The organism is Citrobacter sp. RHBSTW-00887, from assembly GCF_013728095.1.
Taxonomy (GTDB): domain Bacteria; phylum Pseudomonadota; class Gammaproteobacteria; order Enterobacterales; family Enterobacteriaceae; genus Citrobacter; species Citrobacter braakii.
In genome coordinates, this window is the sequence record NZ_CP056267.1 from 788,725 (window position 1) to 806,519 (window position 17,795).

At 50.3% G+C, this 17,795-nt stretch carries 11 protein-coding genes; all 11 read left to right on the forward strand.

Features of this window, described 5'->3' with window-relative positions; genetic code table 11:
- The first annotated feature begins 136 nt into the window (after nt 1-136).
- The 11 genes from tssH (at nt 137) to HV314_RS03850 (ending at nt 17,241) form a co-directional block, all read left to right on the forward strand.
- Nucleotides 137-2,791 carry a type VI secretion system ATPase TssH gene (tssH, locus tag HV314_RS03800; protein WP_181547373.1) on the forward strand — a complete coding sequence of 885 codons (2,655 nt, stop codon included), beginning with the start codon at nt 137-139 and terminating at the stop codon, nt 2,789-2,791.
- Nucleotides 2,788-5,487: a type VI secretion system Vgr family protein gene (locus HV314_RS03805; RefSeq protein WP_181547375.1), complete on the forward strand. Its 2,700-nt coding sequence runs from the start codon at nt 2,788-2,790 to the stop codon at nt 5,485-5,487. Before tssH ends, HV314_RS03805 begins: the two co-directional genes overlap by 4 nt.
- 2 nt (nt 5,488-5,489) lie before the next feature.
- Nucleotides 5,490-5,903 carry a DUF4431 domain-containing protein gene (locus HV314_RS03810; protein ID WP_239006912.1) on the forward strand — a complete coding sequence of 138 codons (414 nt, stop codon included), beginning with the start codon at nt 5,490-5,492 and terminating at the stop codon, nt 5,901-5,903.
- Nucleotides 5,904-5,915: 12 nt separating this feature from the next.
- Nucleotides 5,916-7,742, forward strand: a complete 1,827-nt coding sequence (locus HV314_RS03815) for a TIGR02594 family protein (protein WP_181547379.1) — start codon at nt 5,916-5,918, stop codon at nt 7,740-7,742.
- Nucleotides 7,743-8,237 (forward strand): hypothetical protein, encoded by a 495-nt coding sequence (locus tag HV314_RS03820; protein WP_115190193.1) that lies wholly within the window; start codon nt 7,743-7,745, stop codon nt 8,235-8,237.
- A 147-nt stretch (nt 8,238-8,384) separates the two neighbouring features.
- The gene (locus HV314_RS03825) at nt 8,385-8,942 is read left to right on the forward strand and encodes a M949_RS01915 family surface polysaccharide biosynthesis protein (protein WP_181547381.1); all 558 of its coding nucleotides are present in this window, start codon (nt 8,385-8,387) and stop codon (nt 8,940-8,942) included.
- 129 nt (nt 8,943-9,071) lie between these two features.
- A complete protein-coding gene (locus HV314_RS03830) occupies nt 9,072-10,280 on the forward strand; it encodes a hypothetical protein (RefSeq protein ID WP_181547383.1) in 1,209 nt (402 codons plus the stop codon).
- Entirely contained in the window at nt 10,277-13,759 is a 3,483-nt protein-coding gene (locus HV314_RS03835) for an ImcF-related family protein (protein ID WP_181547385.1), read from the forward strand. Before HV314_RS03830 ends, HV314_RS03835 begins: the two co-directional genes overlap by 4 nt.
- Entirely contained in the window at nt 13,759-15,360 is a 1,602-nt protein-coding gene (gene tssA / locus HV314_RS03840; protein WP_181547388.1) for a type VI secretion system protein TssA, read from the forward strand. The genes HV314_RS03835 and tssA overlap by 1 nt, the downstream gene beginning before the upstream one ends.
- Before the next feature lie 29 nt (nt 15,361-15,389).
- Nucleotides 15,390-16,814: a PAAR domain-containing protein gene (locus HV314_RS03845; protein WP_181547390.1), complete on the forward strand. Its 1,425-nt coding sequence runs from the start codon at nt 15,390-15,392 to the stop codon at nt 16,812-16,814.
- A complete protein-coding gene (locus HV314_RS03850) occupies nt 16,807-17,241 on the forward strand; it encodes a hypothetical protein (protein WP_181547392.1) in 435 nt (144 codons plus the stop codon). The genes HV314_RS03845 and HV314_RS03850 overlap by 8 nt, the downstream gene beginning before the upstream one ends.
- The last annotated feature ends 554 nt before the right edge of the window (nt 17,242-17,795 follow it).

Below are 17,795 nucleotides of genomic sequence, written 5' to 3' on the forward strand. Positions count from 1 at the left end.
GCTGAGAGCCTGCCTGAAACGGGTTTTCAGCAAAGAAAACCACAAACTGCCAGCCTGACCGTATGCGCTTTGGTCTCCTTCACGGAAAACAGCGATGGGCGGTAGCGTGTCCAGGAACCGACAAAGAGAGAGATTCATGGAAAATCCAGCCATCCTGTTGCGACGTCTGAACCCTTACTGTGCCCGTGCGATGGAAGGGGCGGCTTCGCTCTGTCAGACCCGCGCCCATGCGGAAATTCTGCCGGAGCACTGGCTGCTGAAGTTGCTCGAACAGGGGGAAGGTGACCTGACGGTGCTGGCGCGCCGTTATGAGTGGGATATGGACGCCATCTGGCAGGATTTGCTGGGCTGGCTGGACAAGCAGCCGCGTTCGGTTCGCAGCCGCCCGCAGCTGTCTGCTTCCATTCAGTCTCTGCTGCAGGAAGCCTGGATGCAGGCCTCACTTGCCGGAGAGGAAAGTATCCGAAGCCAACACCTGCTGATGGCGCTGACGGAGAACCAGCGACTTGCTCGCTGCGATGGTCTGTGGCCTTTGCTGACCCTGGGGCAGAGCCAACTGGAACGCCTGCGCCCGCTGCTCGACGCGCAGTCCGATGAACGCCCGGAAGTACAGCAGGAAGCCGAACTGGCACAGAGCCATGGTGGAGAAGTGGAGTTCGTCGGGCGTCCTGTCGGCGTGGAGGTAAAAGAGGGGGAACTGACCCCGGCGCTGCAGAACGCGCTGGATAAATTCACGCTCGACATCACTGCCAAAGCGAAAGAGGGCAAGATTGACCCGGTGTTCGGCCGTGACACGGAAATCCGCCAGATGGTCGACATTCTCTCGCGGCGTCGCAAAAACAATCCGATCCTGGTCGGTGAACCGGGTGTCGGCAAAACCGCGCTGGTGGAAGGCCTGGCGCTACGAATCTCTGAGGGTAACGTGCCGGAATCGCTCAAGCCGGTGGCGCTGCGCACCCTTGACCTCGGCCTGCTGCAGGCGGGGGCGGGCGTGAAAGGTGAATTCGAACAGCGCCTGAAAAACGTGATTGATGCGGTGCAGCAGTCGCCGGTGCCCATTCTGCTGTTTATCGATGAAGCACACACCATTATCGGCGCGGGCAACCAGGCGGGCGGTGCGGATGCGGCCAACCTGCTGAAACCGGCGCTGGCCCGCGGTGAACTGCGCACCATCGCCGCCACCACCTGGTCTGAATACAAACAATATTTTGAACGTGATGCGGCTCTTGAGCGCCGCTTCCAGATGGTGAAAGTGGACGAGCCGGATGACGATACGGCCTGCCTGATGCTGCGTGGTCTGAAATCACGCTATGCCGAACACCATGGCGTGCATATTACTGACGATGCGGTACGCGCCGCCGTCACGCTGTCCCGCCGTTATCTGACGGGCCGCCAGTTGCCGGACAAGGCCGTCGATTTACTCGATACGGCCGCAGCCCGCGTGCGCATGAGCCTCGACACCGTGCCGGAGCCGCTGACCCGTATTCGCGCGCTGATGACCTCGCTGGACATAGAGAAGCAGGCGCTGCTGGAAGATATCGCAGTCGGCAATCAGAGCCACGGCGAACGCCTGACCGCCATTGAGCAGGAAGAGAAGGACCTTATCGCTGAACTTGACGAACTGGAAGCCCGGTACGGCGAGGAGCTGAAACTCACCGAACAACTGCTGGAAAGCCGCCAGGACATCTCCCGCCAGAGTGAGACGCACGCGCTGCAACAGGCGCTGAACGGCATACAGCACAGCAACCCGCTGCTGTCGGTGGATGTGGACGTCCGCACCGTCGCCAATGTGATTGCCGACTGGACCGGCGTGCCGCTCTCTTCCCTGATGAAGGACGAGCAGACCGAACTGCTGACCCTGGAAAACGAAATTGGCAAACGTGTGGTGGGTCAGGATGTTTCTCTTAATGCCATTGCACAGCGTCTGCGTGCCGCCAAAACGGGCCTGACGTCAGAAAACGGTCCGCAGGGTGTGTTCCTGCTGGTCGGTCCAAGTGGTGTCGGCAAGACCGAAACCGCACTGGCGCTGGCGGATGTGCTGTACGGTGGCGAGAAGTCACTCATCACCATCAACCTGTCCGAGTACCAGGAGCCGCACACGGTGTCCCAGCTGAAAGGCTCGCCGCCGGGCTACGTCGGCTACGGTCAGGGCGGTATCCTCACCGAAGCGGTCCGCAAGCGTCCGTACAGCGTGGTGCTGCTCGATGAAGTGGAAAAGGCGCACCGCGACGTGATGAACCTGTTCTACCAGGTCTTCGACCGCGGCTTTATGCGTGACGGCGAAGGGCGCGAAATCGACTTCCGCAACACGGTTATTCTGATGACCTCGAACCTCGGCAGCGACCACATCATGCAGTTGCTGGACGAACAGCCGGAGGCCAGCGAAGGCGACCTGCACGAACTGCTGCGCCCGACTCTGCGTGACCACTTCCAGCCTGCGCTGCTGGCCCGCTTCCAGACCGTGATTTATCGTCCGCTAGCGGAAGCGGCGATGCGCACCATCGTGGAAATGAAGCTGGCGCAGGTGAGCAAACGCCTCAACCGTCACTACGGCCTGACCACGCAGATTGATGAGAGCCTGTATGACGCACTGACTGCCGCCTGCCTGCTGCCGGATACCGGGGCGCGTAACGTCGACAGCCTGCTGAATCAGCAGATTCTGCCGGTGCTGAGCCAGCAACTCCTGACCCACATGGCTGCGAAACAGAAACCACAGTCGCTATGCCTTAGCTGGAGTGAGGAAGAGGGTATCGGGCTGGAGTTTGACCGTACACAAGGAGTGCACGCATGAGCAACAATCCCCCAATCAGATTCAGCCACAACCATCACCTGCTGGCGGTGAAGGGCTGTGCAGCAGAGCTCGATGTGCTGGCGTTTGAAGGCGATGAAGCCCTGAGCTCGCCGTTCAGCTACCGGATTGAGTTCACCAGCGGCAACCATGCCATCAGCAAAGAAATGATGTTGATGAAAGCGGCTTCCCTGACGCTGCAGGCCCCGGTAGACCAGGGTTACGGCATCAAAATGCAACAGGCCGTGCGCACCCTTCAGGGAGTGGTGAGCGGCTTTGAACGCCTCAGTACCTCAAAGGATGAAACCCACTATGCCCTGACGCTCCAGCCACGCCTGGCGCTGCTTGACCGTTCGCATCAGAACGCCATTTATCAGGATATGTCGGTCCCACAAATCGTGGAAAAAATTCTGCGCGAGCGCCACAACATGCGCGGTCAGGATTTTCTGTTCTCACTCTCAAAAGAGTACCCGCGTCGTGAGCAGGTGATGCAGTACGGCGAGGATGACCTGCACTTTATTACCCGTCTGTTGGGTGAGGTGGGCATCTGGTTCCGGTTTACCACTGATACGCGCCTGAACATCGACGTGGTGGAATTTTATGACGGCCAGCAGGGGTATGAAAAAGGCCTGACGCTGCCATCGGTTCCGCCATCAGGACAGCATTCAAAAGGCGTGGACTCGGTCTGGGGCATGGAGAGCCATCATAACGTGGTGCAGAAGCAGGTCAGCACCCGTGATTACAACTACCGCCAGGCCACGGATGACATGAACACCCGGGTCGATGCGACCCGCGGGGATGCCACCACCTACGGTGATGCCTATCACTACGCTGATAACTATCTGACACCAGGTAGTACCTACGACCGCAATCCGGCCCCGGAGTCAGGGGCGTTTTATGCCCGCATTCGTCATGAGCGCTACCTGAATGGTCAGACGCAGACCCGCGCCATCACCAGCTGCCCGACCCTCTCTCCTGGGCATGTGCTGAAAGTCACCGGCGGGTACGAAGTGGCAGAGGTGTTTGCTCAGGGCGTGGTCGTCACAGCGATGCACAGCCATGCGCGCCGTGATGAAGACTTCGGCGTCAGGTTCGACGGTATCCCGGACAGCACTGATTTTAGTTTCCGCCCTGAGCCTGGCTCACGCCCGGTGATGGCCGGCACATTGCCGGCACGTGTCACGAGCACCACCGAGAACGATACCTACGGCCATATCGATAAAGATGGCCGCTATCGCGTCAACATGCTGTTTGACCGTGATAACTGGGAAACTGGATTCGAGAGCCTGTGGGTACGGCAGTCCCGCCCTTATGCGGGTGATACCTACGGCCTGCACCTGCCGCTGCTGGCGGGCACCGAAGTGGCGATTGGCTTTGAGGACGGTAACCCGGACAGACCGTACATTTCTGGCGTACTTCACGACTCGGCCCACGGCGATCACGTCACCATCCGCAACTACAAACGTAACGTCCTGCGCACACCGGCGAACAACAAAATCCGCCTCGACGATGAGCGCGGGAAAGAGCATATCAAGGTTTCCACTGAGTACGGCGGCAAGAGTCAGCTGAATCTCGGACATTTAGTGGATGCTGAGAAGCAGAAGCGCGGTGAGGGTTTTGAACTCAGAACGGACTCATGGGGCGCGATACGGGCGCAGAAAGGCATATTTATCAGTGCGGATGGCCAGGCGAAAGCACAGGGTCAGGTGCTGGAGATGCAGCCGGCGGTCAGCAATCTGGGGGATGCCCGGGAGCAGATGACGTCCATCTCCGGTGACGCGCAGAAGGCGACCGCGAACCCGGCCGATCTCCAGGCGCAAATCAAACTGCTGGAACAGCAGCTGACAGACCTAAAAAAAACAGTGCTGCTGCTGAGTGCTCCGGACGGCATCGCACTGACCAGCGGACAACATCTGCAGGTCTCTGCCGGGCAGAATCTGATAGCCACTGCCGGTAAAAATGCCGACGTCAGCGTGGTGAAAAATCTGTTCGTCGGGGTAGGTAATGCCCTGAGCGTATTTGTGCGTAAGCTCGGTATTAAGCTCATTGCTAATCAGGGGCCGGTGCAGATACAGGCGCAGAACGACCTGATGGAATTGCTGGCCCGTAAAGAAATCAGCATTGTCAGCACGGAGGATGAAATCAAAATCATCGCGAAGAAGAAGCTGACTCTGAATGGTGGTGGGAGCTATATCCGGATTGATGCGAGTGCGATTGAATCTGCTACTGCAGGTGAATATCGTACGAAAGCAGGACATTATGGGCGTAAGGCAAGCGCATCAGAAAAGGTCACGCTGCCTGTATTTCCTGTAATGGAACCTGGCGAACAAAGCTTACGTTTTGCTTTCCCTGGTGCCGATAGTGTCAGCCAAAGTATGGACTGGATGACAAATCAGCCATACAGCATTACTGACAGCAATGGCAAAATCCTGTCGACCGGCACGGTAGACAGTTCAGGTCGCTTCCCGAAAATAGTGCTTCCTGAAAGCGATACATTAAATTTAATCATTGGGCGAGAAACCTGGAGTAAAGAGGAGCTTTCTTTTTCATCAACTGAAGACGACAGTATGGAATATTTTGAGGATGAAGCACCTGATGCTGATCTTTATTTAAGTGAAATGGATTCTGAAGATGATAGAACATCATCATTGACTGAACCAATGATTGCAACTTTATTAAACTTAACAAAGGTTAGTTGATAATGTTAAGTATGCTTATGAAACTTACGTTGAGTGTGGCTATCTTATTTTATAACTTCGGTGTATATGCTGTATGCCTGAAAGAGGGGGATAAGATTGTACTCACAGGAGTAATGAAAGAGGAATTATTTTACGGCCCCAAAAATTGGGGGGAAGATAGGGAGCATGACGAAAAATTACTCTATTGGATTCTGCATTTAAATAATCCGCTACAGTGCGTGGTTGATGCTAATACTGACCAAAAAGGTTGGGACAGCAATGTTCAGCTCATTGTTAGCGGTGATGATTATAAAACTAAACGCAATTTACTTAATCACCATGTCACTGTAGATGGAAAAGTTATGCTTGCTGTCACAGGCTATCATATGACTTCAGTTTTACTAAACGACACCAGCTTTAAACCAACGGGAAAATAAAAAGGATGATGTATGAGATTTGTAAAAGCGACATACCATCTTGAAACCAAAACGGTTGAGTACGAAGCTGGTGATGGGACTCGTTTGCTAAAAACTGCAGGGACATTAAACTGGAGATTTAACAATCCCGGGAATATTATGGCATTGCCTGATGCAAGTAAGCAAAAAGGGCGGATAGGTGCCGGGACTGTATATAATCCGAAAGAAAATACATTTGCGATTTTTTCCAGCATTGAAGCTGGGGAGCGTGAAAAATGTGCATTGTTGAAGCGAAAATATCGAAATAACACCATCTCTGAGATGATGTCGCAGTATGCCCCTGAAACCGCAGGCAATGATCCCGTAGCGTATGCCAACTTTATAAGTTCAGAGAGTGGCGTTGCAAAAGATAAAAAAATATCTGACTTGGATGATAATGAATTCGGGAAAGTTGTGGATGCAATCAGTAAAAAAGAAGGTGGCCTGAAGGCCGGTACTGAAAAATGGGTATATGTGACAAATGTGACTGTTTCTGATGGCTCTCGACCAGTTGCTGATGTGCCATTTAAAGTGACAATAGGAAGCACTAGCTACGAGTGGAAAACAGATGCTTACGGCAAGCTCAAGACAATCATCCATACGAAACAAGGAATGGCTATTGTCGTCAAATATACTAATTCTGCTGGAAAAGAGGATATTGTTCATTCAGCAGTCGCTGGGGATGAAACGAAGAATATACTGCTTACGCGAAACTTTTCTCAATTCTCTGCAAAAACTCTTGCCGAGACCCCCAAACTTCCACGTGAGAAGAGCGCTCAGAAGCCGATAGAGTATATAGTCATGTCAGGAGACTCTCTATCGAAAATTGCTGAACGTTATAAGACAAGCACTTATGAAATTGCCAAAAACAATAATATAAAAGATGTGAGTAAGATCTTCCCAGGTCAGAACTTGACGATTTATGGTGCCAATACTAATGGTCCTTCAACCTATATAGTTGCACCGGGTGATACTCTTGCGAAGATTGCAGCACAAAATGGCACAACTGTTGATGAACTCGCTCGTCGGAACAATATCGCAGATCTAAACAAAATCTATCCAGGTCAGTCGATATTGATTTCAAATGATGCAAACTATTCAAAATGGAGTAGCTCTGTCTCAGCCTCTGACAAACAGGCACCCAAACCTCAGCCCCCAGTTAGTAGAACTTCATCCAATGTGCAATCGGTCAATTTAGATAAAAAAACACTGGAATCAGTTGGATCTAAAAAATCGGATAAACCGATAGCATTGCTTCCCCATGAACAACGTGAGGCACCGTGGATGCAAAAAGCAATGGAAGAGGCCAAGCTGTGGGGCGGGGTTAAAGAAGATAAGATTGGACACAATTTTCATCAGCTGATTAGCCCTAAATGCAATTACACACTTTCTAATACTCCATGGTGTGCTTCTTTTGTTAACTACTGTTTTAAAGTGTCATCTTATAAAATATCCAAAGGATTTGCTGGGTCTAATTCATTTGTCGCCGATGAAAATTTTAAAAAAATATCATCACCAATTTATGGCTGTCTAATGGTATGGCGCCGAGGTGGGAAAGGACATGTGGCATTTGTTTATGGGCGAGATTCAGTAAGTGGAGAGATAATTGTTCTTGGTGGGAACCAGAATGATTCTATTAACTTTATGCTTCAAAGTGACACTACGAAATTTTTTGTTGGCTACTATATTCCTGCTGCATATTCAGAGTTGGGTAGAGGGGTGCTTCAAGTATTTAATGTCGTAGAATTAAATGAATCAATCAATACACCATATGTACGCAAGCTGAAAGGCAAAAATAAACCTGCCGTTAAGGATAGATAAATGTGTAATAAATTACTGTTGATTTTTCTTTCCTTATTTTGCTTTAAGGCCTACTGTGGGGAAAGAGGATATTACTTGTTTGTAAGCGGCAATGAGGATGGGAAGGGATTGTACCAAAGCTATAGGGGTGAAAATAAAACACACGAAGAAAATCAATCGTGTTGGCAGAAAAGATCTGGGTCAGAGATCTCCATCTCTTATGTTAAAACTGTTCCTGCAGGTATTACGCCTCAATTAATTGATAGTGCTATGAATGGCAAAAGCTCAAGCCTCAATATTTTGAGATACAAACTTTCATCATTTCATGATGACCAGATAGCACATGGGTTTGATGCAATGATAAATATAGAAAAGTATAATGATAATGCGATTTTAACCTTAGTACCACTTGAAGGTAAAATAGTGACTGAGAAAGTGATTTCAAGTGATTTTCAGTCATTGGACTTAGGGTTGTGCAAGGTTCTGTTTGCCGTTGATAATTATTTTGCTCCATGATTTCATGGATGGTATGCATCGAGAGCATGGGGTTTCTTGTGCTGAACATATGAAGCCTTTGTCGAGGAATTGAAGATGTATATATTTTGAGAAAATAATGTGTGGCTCATTTAGGTGAGTATTTTTATTTGAAGAAGGATGCCGTTAATGAAACTTTATTCAGAAGCTAAGCTGATTTTTAGGTTGGCATGCATATTCATGATTTTTCCGGTTAATCCTACTTGTGCTAAAGAACTTATCTTCAATACAACGTGGATAGATAATTCTGGCGAGCATGAGTTGGTGATGGAGAAGGAAGTCAATAAAGATAATACTGGAGAGCATTTATCTGTAAAACAGGTGACGAAGGGAAAGGATGATTGGATTCTAAATGATTATGTTAATGACTGTGAAGTGGATATTAATCTGAATTTGATAAAAGAATCAATTGAAGTAAACAATAGTTTTGCCGATGGCGAAGGCACTGTTTTATTTGCTTATAAAATTGGATGTATTGGTGGGATAGACCCAGTTACTGTAAAGTATTTCGCGTATAAAAATGGAGTAAAATATTCCCTACGAGGGGAAGAGCATATCATAGTTGAAAACGGTGGGTATGGTGGAGAAAGCCCTCCGGTTCCAGATTATAATCTAAAAAACGATAAGCTACTGCTAAATTACATGCTGAAGAAATGGAAGTCTATTTCAACGACCAAATTAAATTAACGTCTTTATCCTTCATTAAAATAATGAACCTTTTTTGATTGTGACCTTTCACGTGGTTTTAAGTGAATTATTCCCTCACATCATCTTTACCCAAAGCCAATTTAGTTAATCTGTAATATGAGAGAATGAATGTTATATACACTTAAACATTTGCCAGAATGCTATCCAAGACCTAAGTCTCTGAAATTTTCTCGTTGGATTATTGCTCTGGTTGCCATGCTTTCGGTCAGTGTTATATTAATGCGTATATTTTGGCGTTATGTTGAAAATCTGTATTTTTGGAAGGTTGCTTTAGGTGTGCCTATTGTTTTGTGGAGTGTTCCATTTGCTTCTTGTCTGCTTCTGTGGGCATTGCAGGATAGCAAAGCAAATGCTTTCGACACACAACGAGAACAATGGATTCTTCGAGAAACCCGTAAGGCACGTCGTGCACTACAGGTGCTGAATGTAACATTCATTACCGGCCACTCATCAGTTGCTCAGAAAGATACAGCTATTGCGATGCAAAATAACGATAGCATTATTGTTTCGCAGGTCGACCGAGATGGAAATGAAAGCTCCAGGATGAGCCAAATTTATTCCAGCCCGCAGGACTCGCTAAAATTCGTGATAACGAATATTTTTTCGAAGTTGATTGCTGGCATTCCTTTCGCACATATCCCTGACAAATTACCACTGGTAGTATTTTTTGATGTAACAACATCGCTGCCTCTGGAGAGTATTCGCCATTACTGGGATGAAACCTGGCAAAAGAACAATATTACTCTTCCTGTTGAATATGGTGAGGGGACTGGGCTCAGTGTAATCGATCGCTGGTTGAATGAACGTATTAAAGATAAAGCAATGTTATTGATTGTGGGTCTCCAGTTAAAGCCTGCCGAATCTGACAACACAGCTGAAGCCGGTGTAGCACTGCTTCTTGGCAACCGCCTGACCCAGGAATCACTCGAACCTCTCGCGTTGCTGCACCGTCCAGATGCTGCTCCAACCGGTGAGCTGAGGGAGGGGATGAACATGGCCGCCTATAATGTCCCGCTCAAAGAAAATATCGTGAAAAATTTATGGCTTGCCGGGCTGACGGGTGAGCAGCGTGCAGAAGTTATTGAGTGCCAGAATGCGCACCCTGCGCAGTCTGTAGAGGACGAAGCCGTCATTTCGCTCGATACATCCATGGGACATGCCGGTGCCGCGGCTCCCTGGCTGGCTATCGCTGCCGCCACTGAAATCGCCCGACAAACTCAGTCCCCACAGATGATTATCTGCGGTGATACGACACAGAATGTGCTGTGGAGCACACTCATTACCCCGATTGCTTCCCGACAGGAGATGGATCCGTGAAGCTACCTTTAACACCGAAGACTACGGAAGGCCGCTATCTTGCTGTCGCATTGATTTTCTTTTTGCTGTTAGCCGTTATGACGTTCATGGTCTGGAAGCATCCGGATGTAGCCGGGATTGAAGACGGAAGTCAGCAGCAAATTTACTGGCTTATCGCCGGCGGATGTATTTCAGGTTGCGCCCTTATCGTATCCGTAGTGCTCCTGGCGGCAGTACGTAGTGCCGGTAAGCAGGAGTTTAATGCGCTTGTCGACAACACCAACGGTGATGATGAGAAAAAGAAGCGGGAAAATGATAAAGCACCTGTTCACCCTGCGGTGGTCATGTGTAACAAGATTCGGGGACATCTCCGCTCCCGTATTGGCCTTTACTGGCGTCGTAAAACCCGTCTGTTGTTAATCACTGGTGATGAAGCGGCAATCGAACAGCTGGTACCTGGCCTGCAAAGTCAGCAGTGGCTCGAAGGCAACCGTACCGTGCTGATTTACGGCGGGAGCCTGACATCGGAGCCTGACCGCGAAAAATACACCGCGCTGCGCAAGCTGCGTCGTGGACGCCCACTGGACGGGATTGTTCGCGTCATGCCGCAGTCGCTTAACCTGACGCCACAAATCAGTGACAACGATTTACGCGGGCTGGAAAAAATCAGCGAGCTGCTGCGTTATTCTGCCCCGGTCTGGCTGTGGCAACTGTGCGACAGCAAGTGGTCGCAGGCAAGACGCACTGAACAGGCGGTAGGGGCCAGTTTCCCGCTACGTGCCAAGCCTGACGATATAACCCGCCAGCTAGAACTCATGTTGCCGACCCTGCGGATGCAGGGAGTGATTCAGGTCGCTGAGAACAACAGCTATGACTTCCTGCTGCGCCTTGGCCAGCATCTCAAAGATGGCGGTATAGCCCGCTGGACGCAGCAACTGGTGCCATGGCTGTCTGCCTCACAGCAGCGCGTTCCACTGCGTGGCCTGATGTTCAGCCTGCCGGAGAATAAACCTGCCGCTATCGCAGGAGAAACAGCCGGTGCTGCACCTGCCGACGCTGAGAAATATATCCCGGAATCAAAGCGCCATGCGCTAACTCTGCCAGCGACCTGGCAGGGTATCGTTGGCGACTGCCTCCGTGTACGTGGCCGCCGTGTCGGGATGGCGTGGGAACAAACGCTTGCCTGGATACTGATGATCATTATCGGGGTCTGGGGGGGCGGGACGCTGCTTTCGTTTTCACTGAACTACGGGCAAATCTCTTCTGTCGCGACAAAAGCACGCAACCTGGTGGAACATCCTTCCGTATCGGATTACCAGCTGACGACACTGCATGAACTGCGTAACGATGCGGGTCGTTTACAGCATCACATTCAGAATGGCTCACCTTTGTATCAGCGCTTTGGCCTTGATCATAGCCAACATCTGCTGAGCGCGATGCTGCCGTGGTACGGTGTCGCGAATAATCGCCTGATTCGCGATCCGGCCAATGCCGCTCTGACGGAAAAACTGACCGCGCTGATCAACTCTGTGCCGAACAGCGATCGGCGTGCGCAGCTTGCTAAACCCGGTTATGACCAATTGAAGGCGTGGATGATGATGGCTCGGCCGGATAAAGCCGACGGCGCATTCTACGCGCAGACCCTGAAAACCGTGCAGCCAGCGCGGACGGGCATCTCTACCGGTCTGTGGCAAAGCCTGTCGCCGGATTTGTGGGCCTTCTATATCGCCACACTCCCAAAACAGCCACAGTGGAAAATCACGCCGGATGTGCAGCTGGTGAGCCAGAGCCGTCAGGTACTGTTACAGCAAATCGGGCGTCGCAACGCGGAAAGTACGCTGTATGAAAACATGCTCAAATCGGTGCGCCGTAACTTTGCAGATGTATCTCTGGAGGACATGACCAGCGGTACTGATGCCCGGCGCCTGTTCACCACTGATGAAGTGGTACCAGGCATGTTTACCCGTCAGGCGTGGGAGGGCGGTATTCAGCAGGCGATAGAGAAAGCGGCTAACTCCCGTCGTGACGAAATTGACTGGGTGCTGAGCGACAGCCGAAAAGCAGTGTCCTCAGACCTGTCGCCGGAAGCCCTGAAAGCGCGCCTGACGCAACGTTACTTCACTGATTTTGCGGGTAGCTGGCTGAATTTTCTCAACAGCCTGCGGCTTAACCCGGCAAACAACATTGCAGACGTCACTGACCAGTTGACGCTGATGAGTGATGTGCGCCAGTCGCCACTGATTGCTCTGATGAATACTCTCGCCTGGCAGGGGCAGACCGGCCAGCAAAGCGAGGGACTTTCGGATTCCATTATCAAATCGGCTAAGGATCTTGTCGGCGGGAAAGACAAACCGGTGATTGACCAGTCTGCGTCAGGGCCGCAGGGTCCGCTGGATGAAACCTTTGGTCCGCTGCTTCAGCTTCTGGGTAAAAACAAAGGCAGCAACGTCATGTCGGCTGACACTTCGCTGAGCCTGCAGACCTATCTGACCCGTATCACCCGCGTGCGTCTGCGCCTGCAGCAGGTGGCAAGCGCTTCTGATCCACTGGAGATGATGCAGACTCTCGCCCAGACCGTGTTTAAGGGCAAGAGCGTCGATCTGACCGACACCCAGCAATACGGTAGCCTTATTTCGGCAAGCCTTGGCGAAGAGTGGAGCAGTTTTGGCAGCACGATGTTCGTGTTGCCACTGACTCAAGCCTGGGAAACGGTGCTGCAGCCGTCGGCGGCGAGCCTGAATGATAAATGGAGCCGCGCCGTGGTGGCGAACTGGCACACGGCCTTTGACGGGCGCTTCCCGTTTGCGGTGAGTAAAAGTGATGCCTCTTTGCCGATGCTGGCTGAATTTGTGCGTAAGGACAGCGGACGTATAGAGCGCTTCCTGACGACAGAGCTCAACGGTGTGCTGCACAAAGAGGGTAGTCAGTGGGTACCGGATAAGGTCAACAGCCAGAGGTTGAACTTTAACCCGGCCTTCCTGCGGGCCATTAACCAACTGAGCCAACTGTCAGACATTCTGTTCACAGATGGCAGCCAGGGCATCAGCTTTGAACTGCAGGCGCGTCCTGTGCCGCAGGTGGTGGAAACCCAGTTGACCATTGATGGACAAAAGCTGCACTACTTCAACCAGATGGCCGACTGGCAAAGCTTCCGCTGGCCGGGAGATACCTACAAGCCAGGGACGATGCTGACCTGGACCACGGTCAATGCCGGTGCGCGTCTGTTCGGGGATTTCAGTGGGACCTGGGGCTTTATTCGCTGGCTGGACCAGGGCAAGCGCCAGCAGCTTGACCGCAGTCAGTGGATGATGAGTTTTACCGCCCCGGATGGTCGCACCCTGCAGTGGGTGCTGCGCTCACAACTCGGAAAAGGTCCGCTGGCGCTGCTGGAACTGCGTGGTTTCACGCTGCCGGATCAGATATTCAGTGTTGACAGCGAGGCCACCGCGCAGGCGCTGATGGCCAACACCAGAAACAATGACATGGAGGGGGGCGAATAATGAGCACACTGCAGAATCTGGTTGCCGCCTGTCAGGCTGACGAAACTCAGTTGCGGCAACAGGCGCAGGCACGCACGGAAAACTGGCAGCCCTGGCTTGCTCCGGTAAATGACACCAGTCCGACCGGAGAAGACCCCGGTTATGACGATGATTTTCAGCGTATCCGCGAGGAGGTCAATAAACTATCCGGCATCGATACCGGCCTGATTTGCACGCTTGCCGAAAAACTGCTGACCACCACAGCCAAAGATATCCGGATCGCCACCTACTACTGCTGGGCGCGTCTGCATCAGGACGGGGAGACCGGCTTTGCCGAAGGGCTTGAACTGCTGGCCAGATTGCTACAGCGCTATGGAACGCAGCTTCATCCTCAGCGTGAGCGGAGCCGTAAACCGGCGCTGGAGTGGCTCGCAGGCTCCCGCGTTCTGGACAGCCTGTCACTCTGGCCGGAAGTGGTACGCGATGATGCACTGCGCACTGCCGGTGCGCTGCTGCTCATCCGCGACAGTCTGGAGCCAGAACCAGAAGCGTCACGGCCAGAGCTCAATGCACTATACAGTGCTCTGGAGTCTCGCCTGATGAAGGCCGGTGGCGTGGATGCTGTGGTACCGCAGAACGCTGGTAATAAGGCTCAGTCACAGAGCGCTATGCATACCATCGAGTCAGACACGCCGGTTTTGAGCCGCATCACCTCTGGTCAAGATTTGCTGGCCCAGGCCCGTACCCTGACCGGATATCTGCGTGAGCAGCCCGATGGCTGGCTCGCCGCACACCGGCTGATGAAAAGCCTGCGTCATGACACGCTGAGTGCTATTCCGGCACCTGATGCCGAAGGGAAAACGCGCATCGAACCGCCGCGCGCTGACCAGCGGGCCATGCTCAAACGCCTGTATCTGCAGCAGAGCTGGCTGGAAATACTGGAGCAGGCGGACAATACCTTCTCGCGCGGTGCCAATCACCTCTGGCTGGATTTGCAGTGGTATATCCACCAGGCACTGATAAAGTCAGGGCAGGATGTACTGGCCGATATCATCACTGCAGACCTGAAAGGGTTGCTGCGCCGCCTTACCGGGCTTGAAACCTTGGCCTTTAATGACGGAACGCCGTTTGCCGATGAAGTCACGCTGAACTGGATAAATCAGAGCGTACTGGACGATATGTCCGGCTGGCGCGATGAGCCGGTCAGTGCCGTCAGTGAGACGGGCAACGATATTCTGGCCCTTGAGCCGGAAGCGTTGGAGAAAGCGGACACTGACGGTCTGGATGCCACACTACACTGGCTGCAGACCCGTCCGGGCTCCGACTCCACAAAAGACAAATGGCTGCTGCGCCTGCTGATGGCCCGTGTAGCCGAGCAGAAGGGCAAGAATGAACTGGCGCTGCATCTGCTGGGCGAGCTCGATGGTGCTGCGCAGTCCATCACCCTCACGCAGTGGACACCGGCGCTGCTGTTTGAAGTGAAATCGCGTCGCCTCAGACTGCTGCGTATGAAAGCTACACGCAGTGAAACCGATAAATCACGGCTTCAGCCTGAGATGGACCAGCTTCTGGCTGGTCTGATTGCGCTCGATCCGGCAGGCAGTGCAGTGCTTTGCGGATAACCTGGACTGAATTCAGCTAAGGGAAAAATATGGCAGCAGAAGGCTTTTACCTGGTGCAGGGCGACAAGACGACCTGCGGCGGGAGAATAACGACGGGTGCAGAGGATCACACTCTGTTTGATAAACCGGTTGCCCGGGAGCAGGACAGTGTGACCTGCGGGAAGCATGCCGGACTATTCAAGATAGCCGGTGGCATCGACAACGATACCATTCATGACCGGCGAATGGCCGGAACCCTCGACAGCTACAGTACATGCCCCTGCAAGGCGAAGTTTATTCCGTCGATGATGGATGATACGTACGAGAAGACAACCTCAGGCCAGAGCGAACCTGAACAACATGCACAGTCAGCAAATAAGAATAATAAAAAAAGCGATGAAAAATTGGATTATAAAATCCTGTTGTCAGGAAATAAGGTCCTTACGCCTCTTTCAATTCCAGACTATGATGAGATGATAAAGGGAGGAAGTACCAACTACACTGAGAAAATTGGTTTCCGAATCATCAATAAAGGCGATGAGGCAGAAGGGCTTTCCCTTGAGGTTGTGGATGGTGCTGAACTTATTTACAGTGAAAAGTATACTTCCAGCTTATTTGAGCAAGGCGAGCATGAATGGTACTGGGATGGTTACAGTAATGCAGGAATACTGGATACTCGTAAGCTTAAAAGTAAGTCATTAACGGTCAGGTTAATTGCCCTTAGGGGCGATCAAATGATAAAGGTAGATCTGGCATTAAATAATTCACCTAAAGAACAAGATTGGGTGGATGTGCTAATCAATAGAACCAGTACCACAGTTGATGTCTTCTGGCGGGGCGCTTTTGATGATGGCGGTATTGACGGTATGAATCAATTGCTCCAACCCGTGAGTTATATTGATTTGCAGAAACTGGCAAAGGAAGGAATAGAATTTTACTGGTCCCGAAATGGTACAAGAGTTCCGGGTATTGGTGATGGCATCATAACCCGTCAGGGTAAATACAAGGTTTCTGTTTCTGTTGGCGTTAATACTACAGCATCCATGCCTTCATTTAGTTTGGTAGAATGCTTGGAAAGTGAATATGGTCGTTCCTCGAGTCTTGCTGGATTTAGAAAAATCTGCCATAATTATGGTTTTTATTATAGTCGTTATATTCAAGGATTAGAACCTGACTATAATGCTGCTGCCGAATCAAGGTTTAAATTAGATTCTGCTCATGAAATGGGACATATCCTTCTCAATAAATATGGTGCAGGATCAAGTCCGGATTATTCGTGGTCTCATAAAAAAACATCTACGGTGCTTACACAGGAACCTTTACCTGGTTTCAAAATGCCGAGACAAGGAGAGATAGATCTTATGAAATATTCTGATAACCCAGCGCCAGCACTTATTCAGTATAGTAATTCTATAGCGGCGAATGAAGATGTAAAGGGATTAATATGGCTCTCTCGGGTTGAATTTAATGATTAGATTATCTGTTATTATTATTATTATTATTATTATTATTTTTGTTTTTTTGACAGGATGCTCTAACCAGTTGACATATGATGGAGTTGTTTATATTTTTAACCCGTGCCCAGTAAGAGTTTCCATTATCACAAAAAACTACACTGGTTCTATAACGTCTCAGAATGGACAAGATTCTGAAGTATTATCATTATTGCCTAAAGAACGTGGCATTATTGCTGTGTTCTCTTTAGTAAGTTTAAAACAAGATTTTTCTGAGCATTTTAATGCTAATGGGCAAGATTTTATTGTGAGTATTTCAGATGGTCATAGTGAAAAAGTTTTAAAAGGCAATCAAATATTTTTGTTGTTGAAAAATGTGACTACGGAAAGAAATTTGGAAACACGCAATGTAGTCTATGAGATTAATGATAGTTCTTTATGTCCATAATGATTTTTTGATAAATTTATTGTTACTGAACATTGATGTACCTAATGTTAAATAAACAGCAATCATTGGACATCCAGGGTAAACATTCAGTGGCGGCTGAAGAGGATGTAAAAGGTTTGATCTGGCTGAGTAGGGTAAAATTCAATGACTAAATTACTTCTTATTTGTATTTTTTTTGAGCGTGTCAGCGTGTTCGTCACAAAAACCATACCCCGGCGTTATTTTTATAAAAAATCCTTGCGATGCACCGCTTTCTGTCTCGGTTTCAGAATTTTCTGGCTATATCTCTTCATTGGGAGGAAATACTGATGAACATTTTACGCTTGCAGTCGGACAACAGAAAGCATTTGCTCAGTTTCAACGATCCAGTAAAGACCAGAATCTAGAATGGTTGTTTTCAGAGAAATATGGTGGTGGATTTAATTTAACAACAGGGGATGGTGATCATCAAAAAAATACTCTGGAGCTAACATATATCCTTTGCTGAAAACCGTGTCTGATAAAGACGAGAATTTCATTTGTCTTGAAATTAGCTCTCATGGCATTTGTCCATG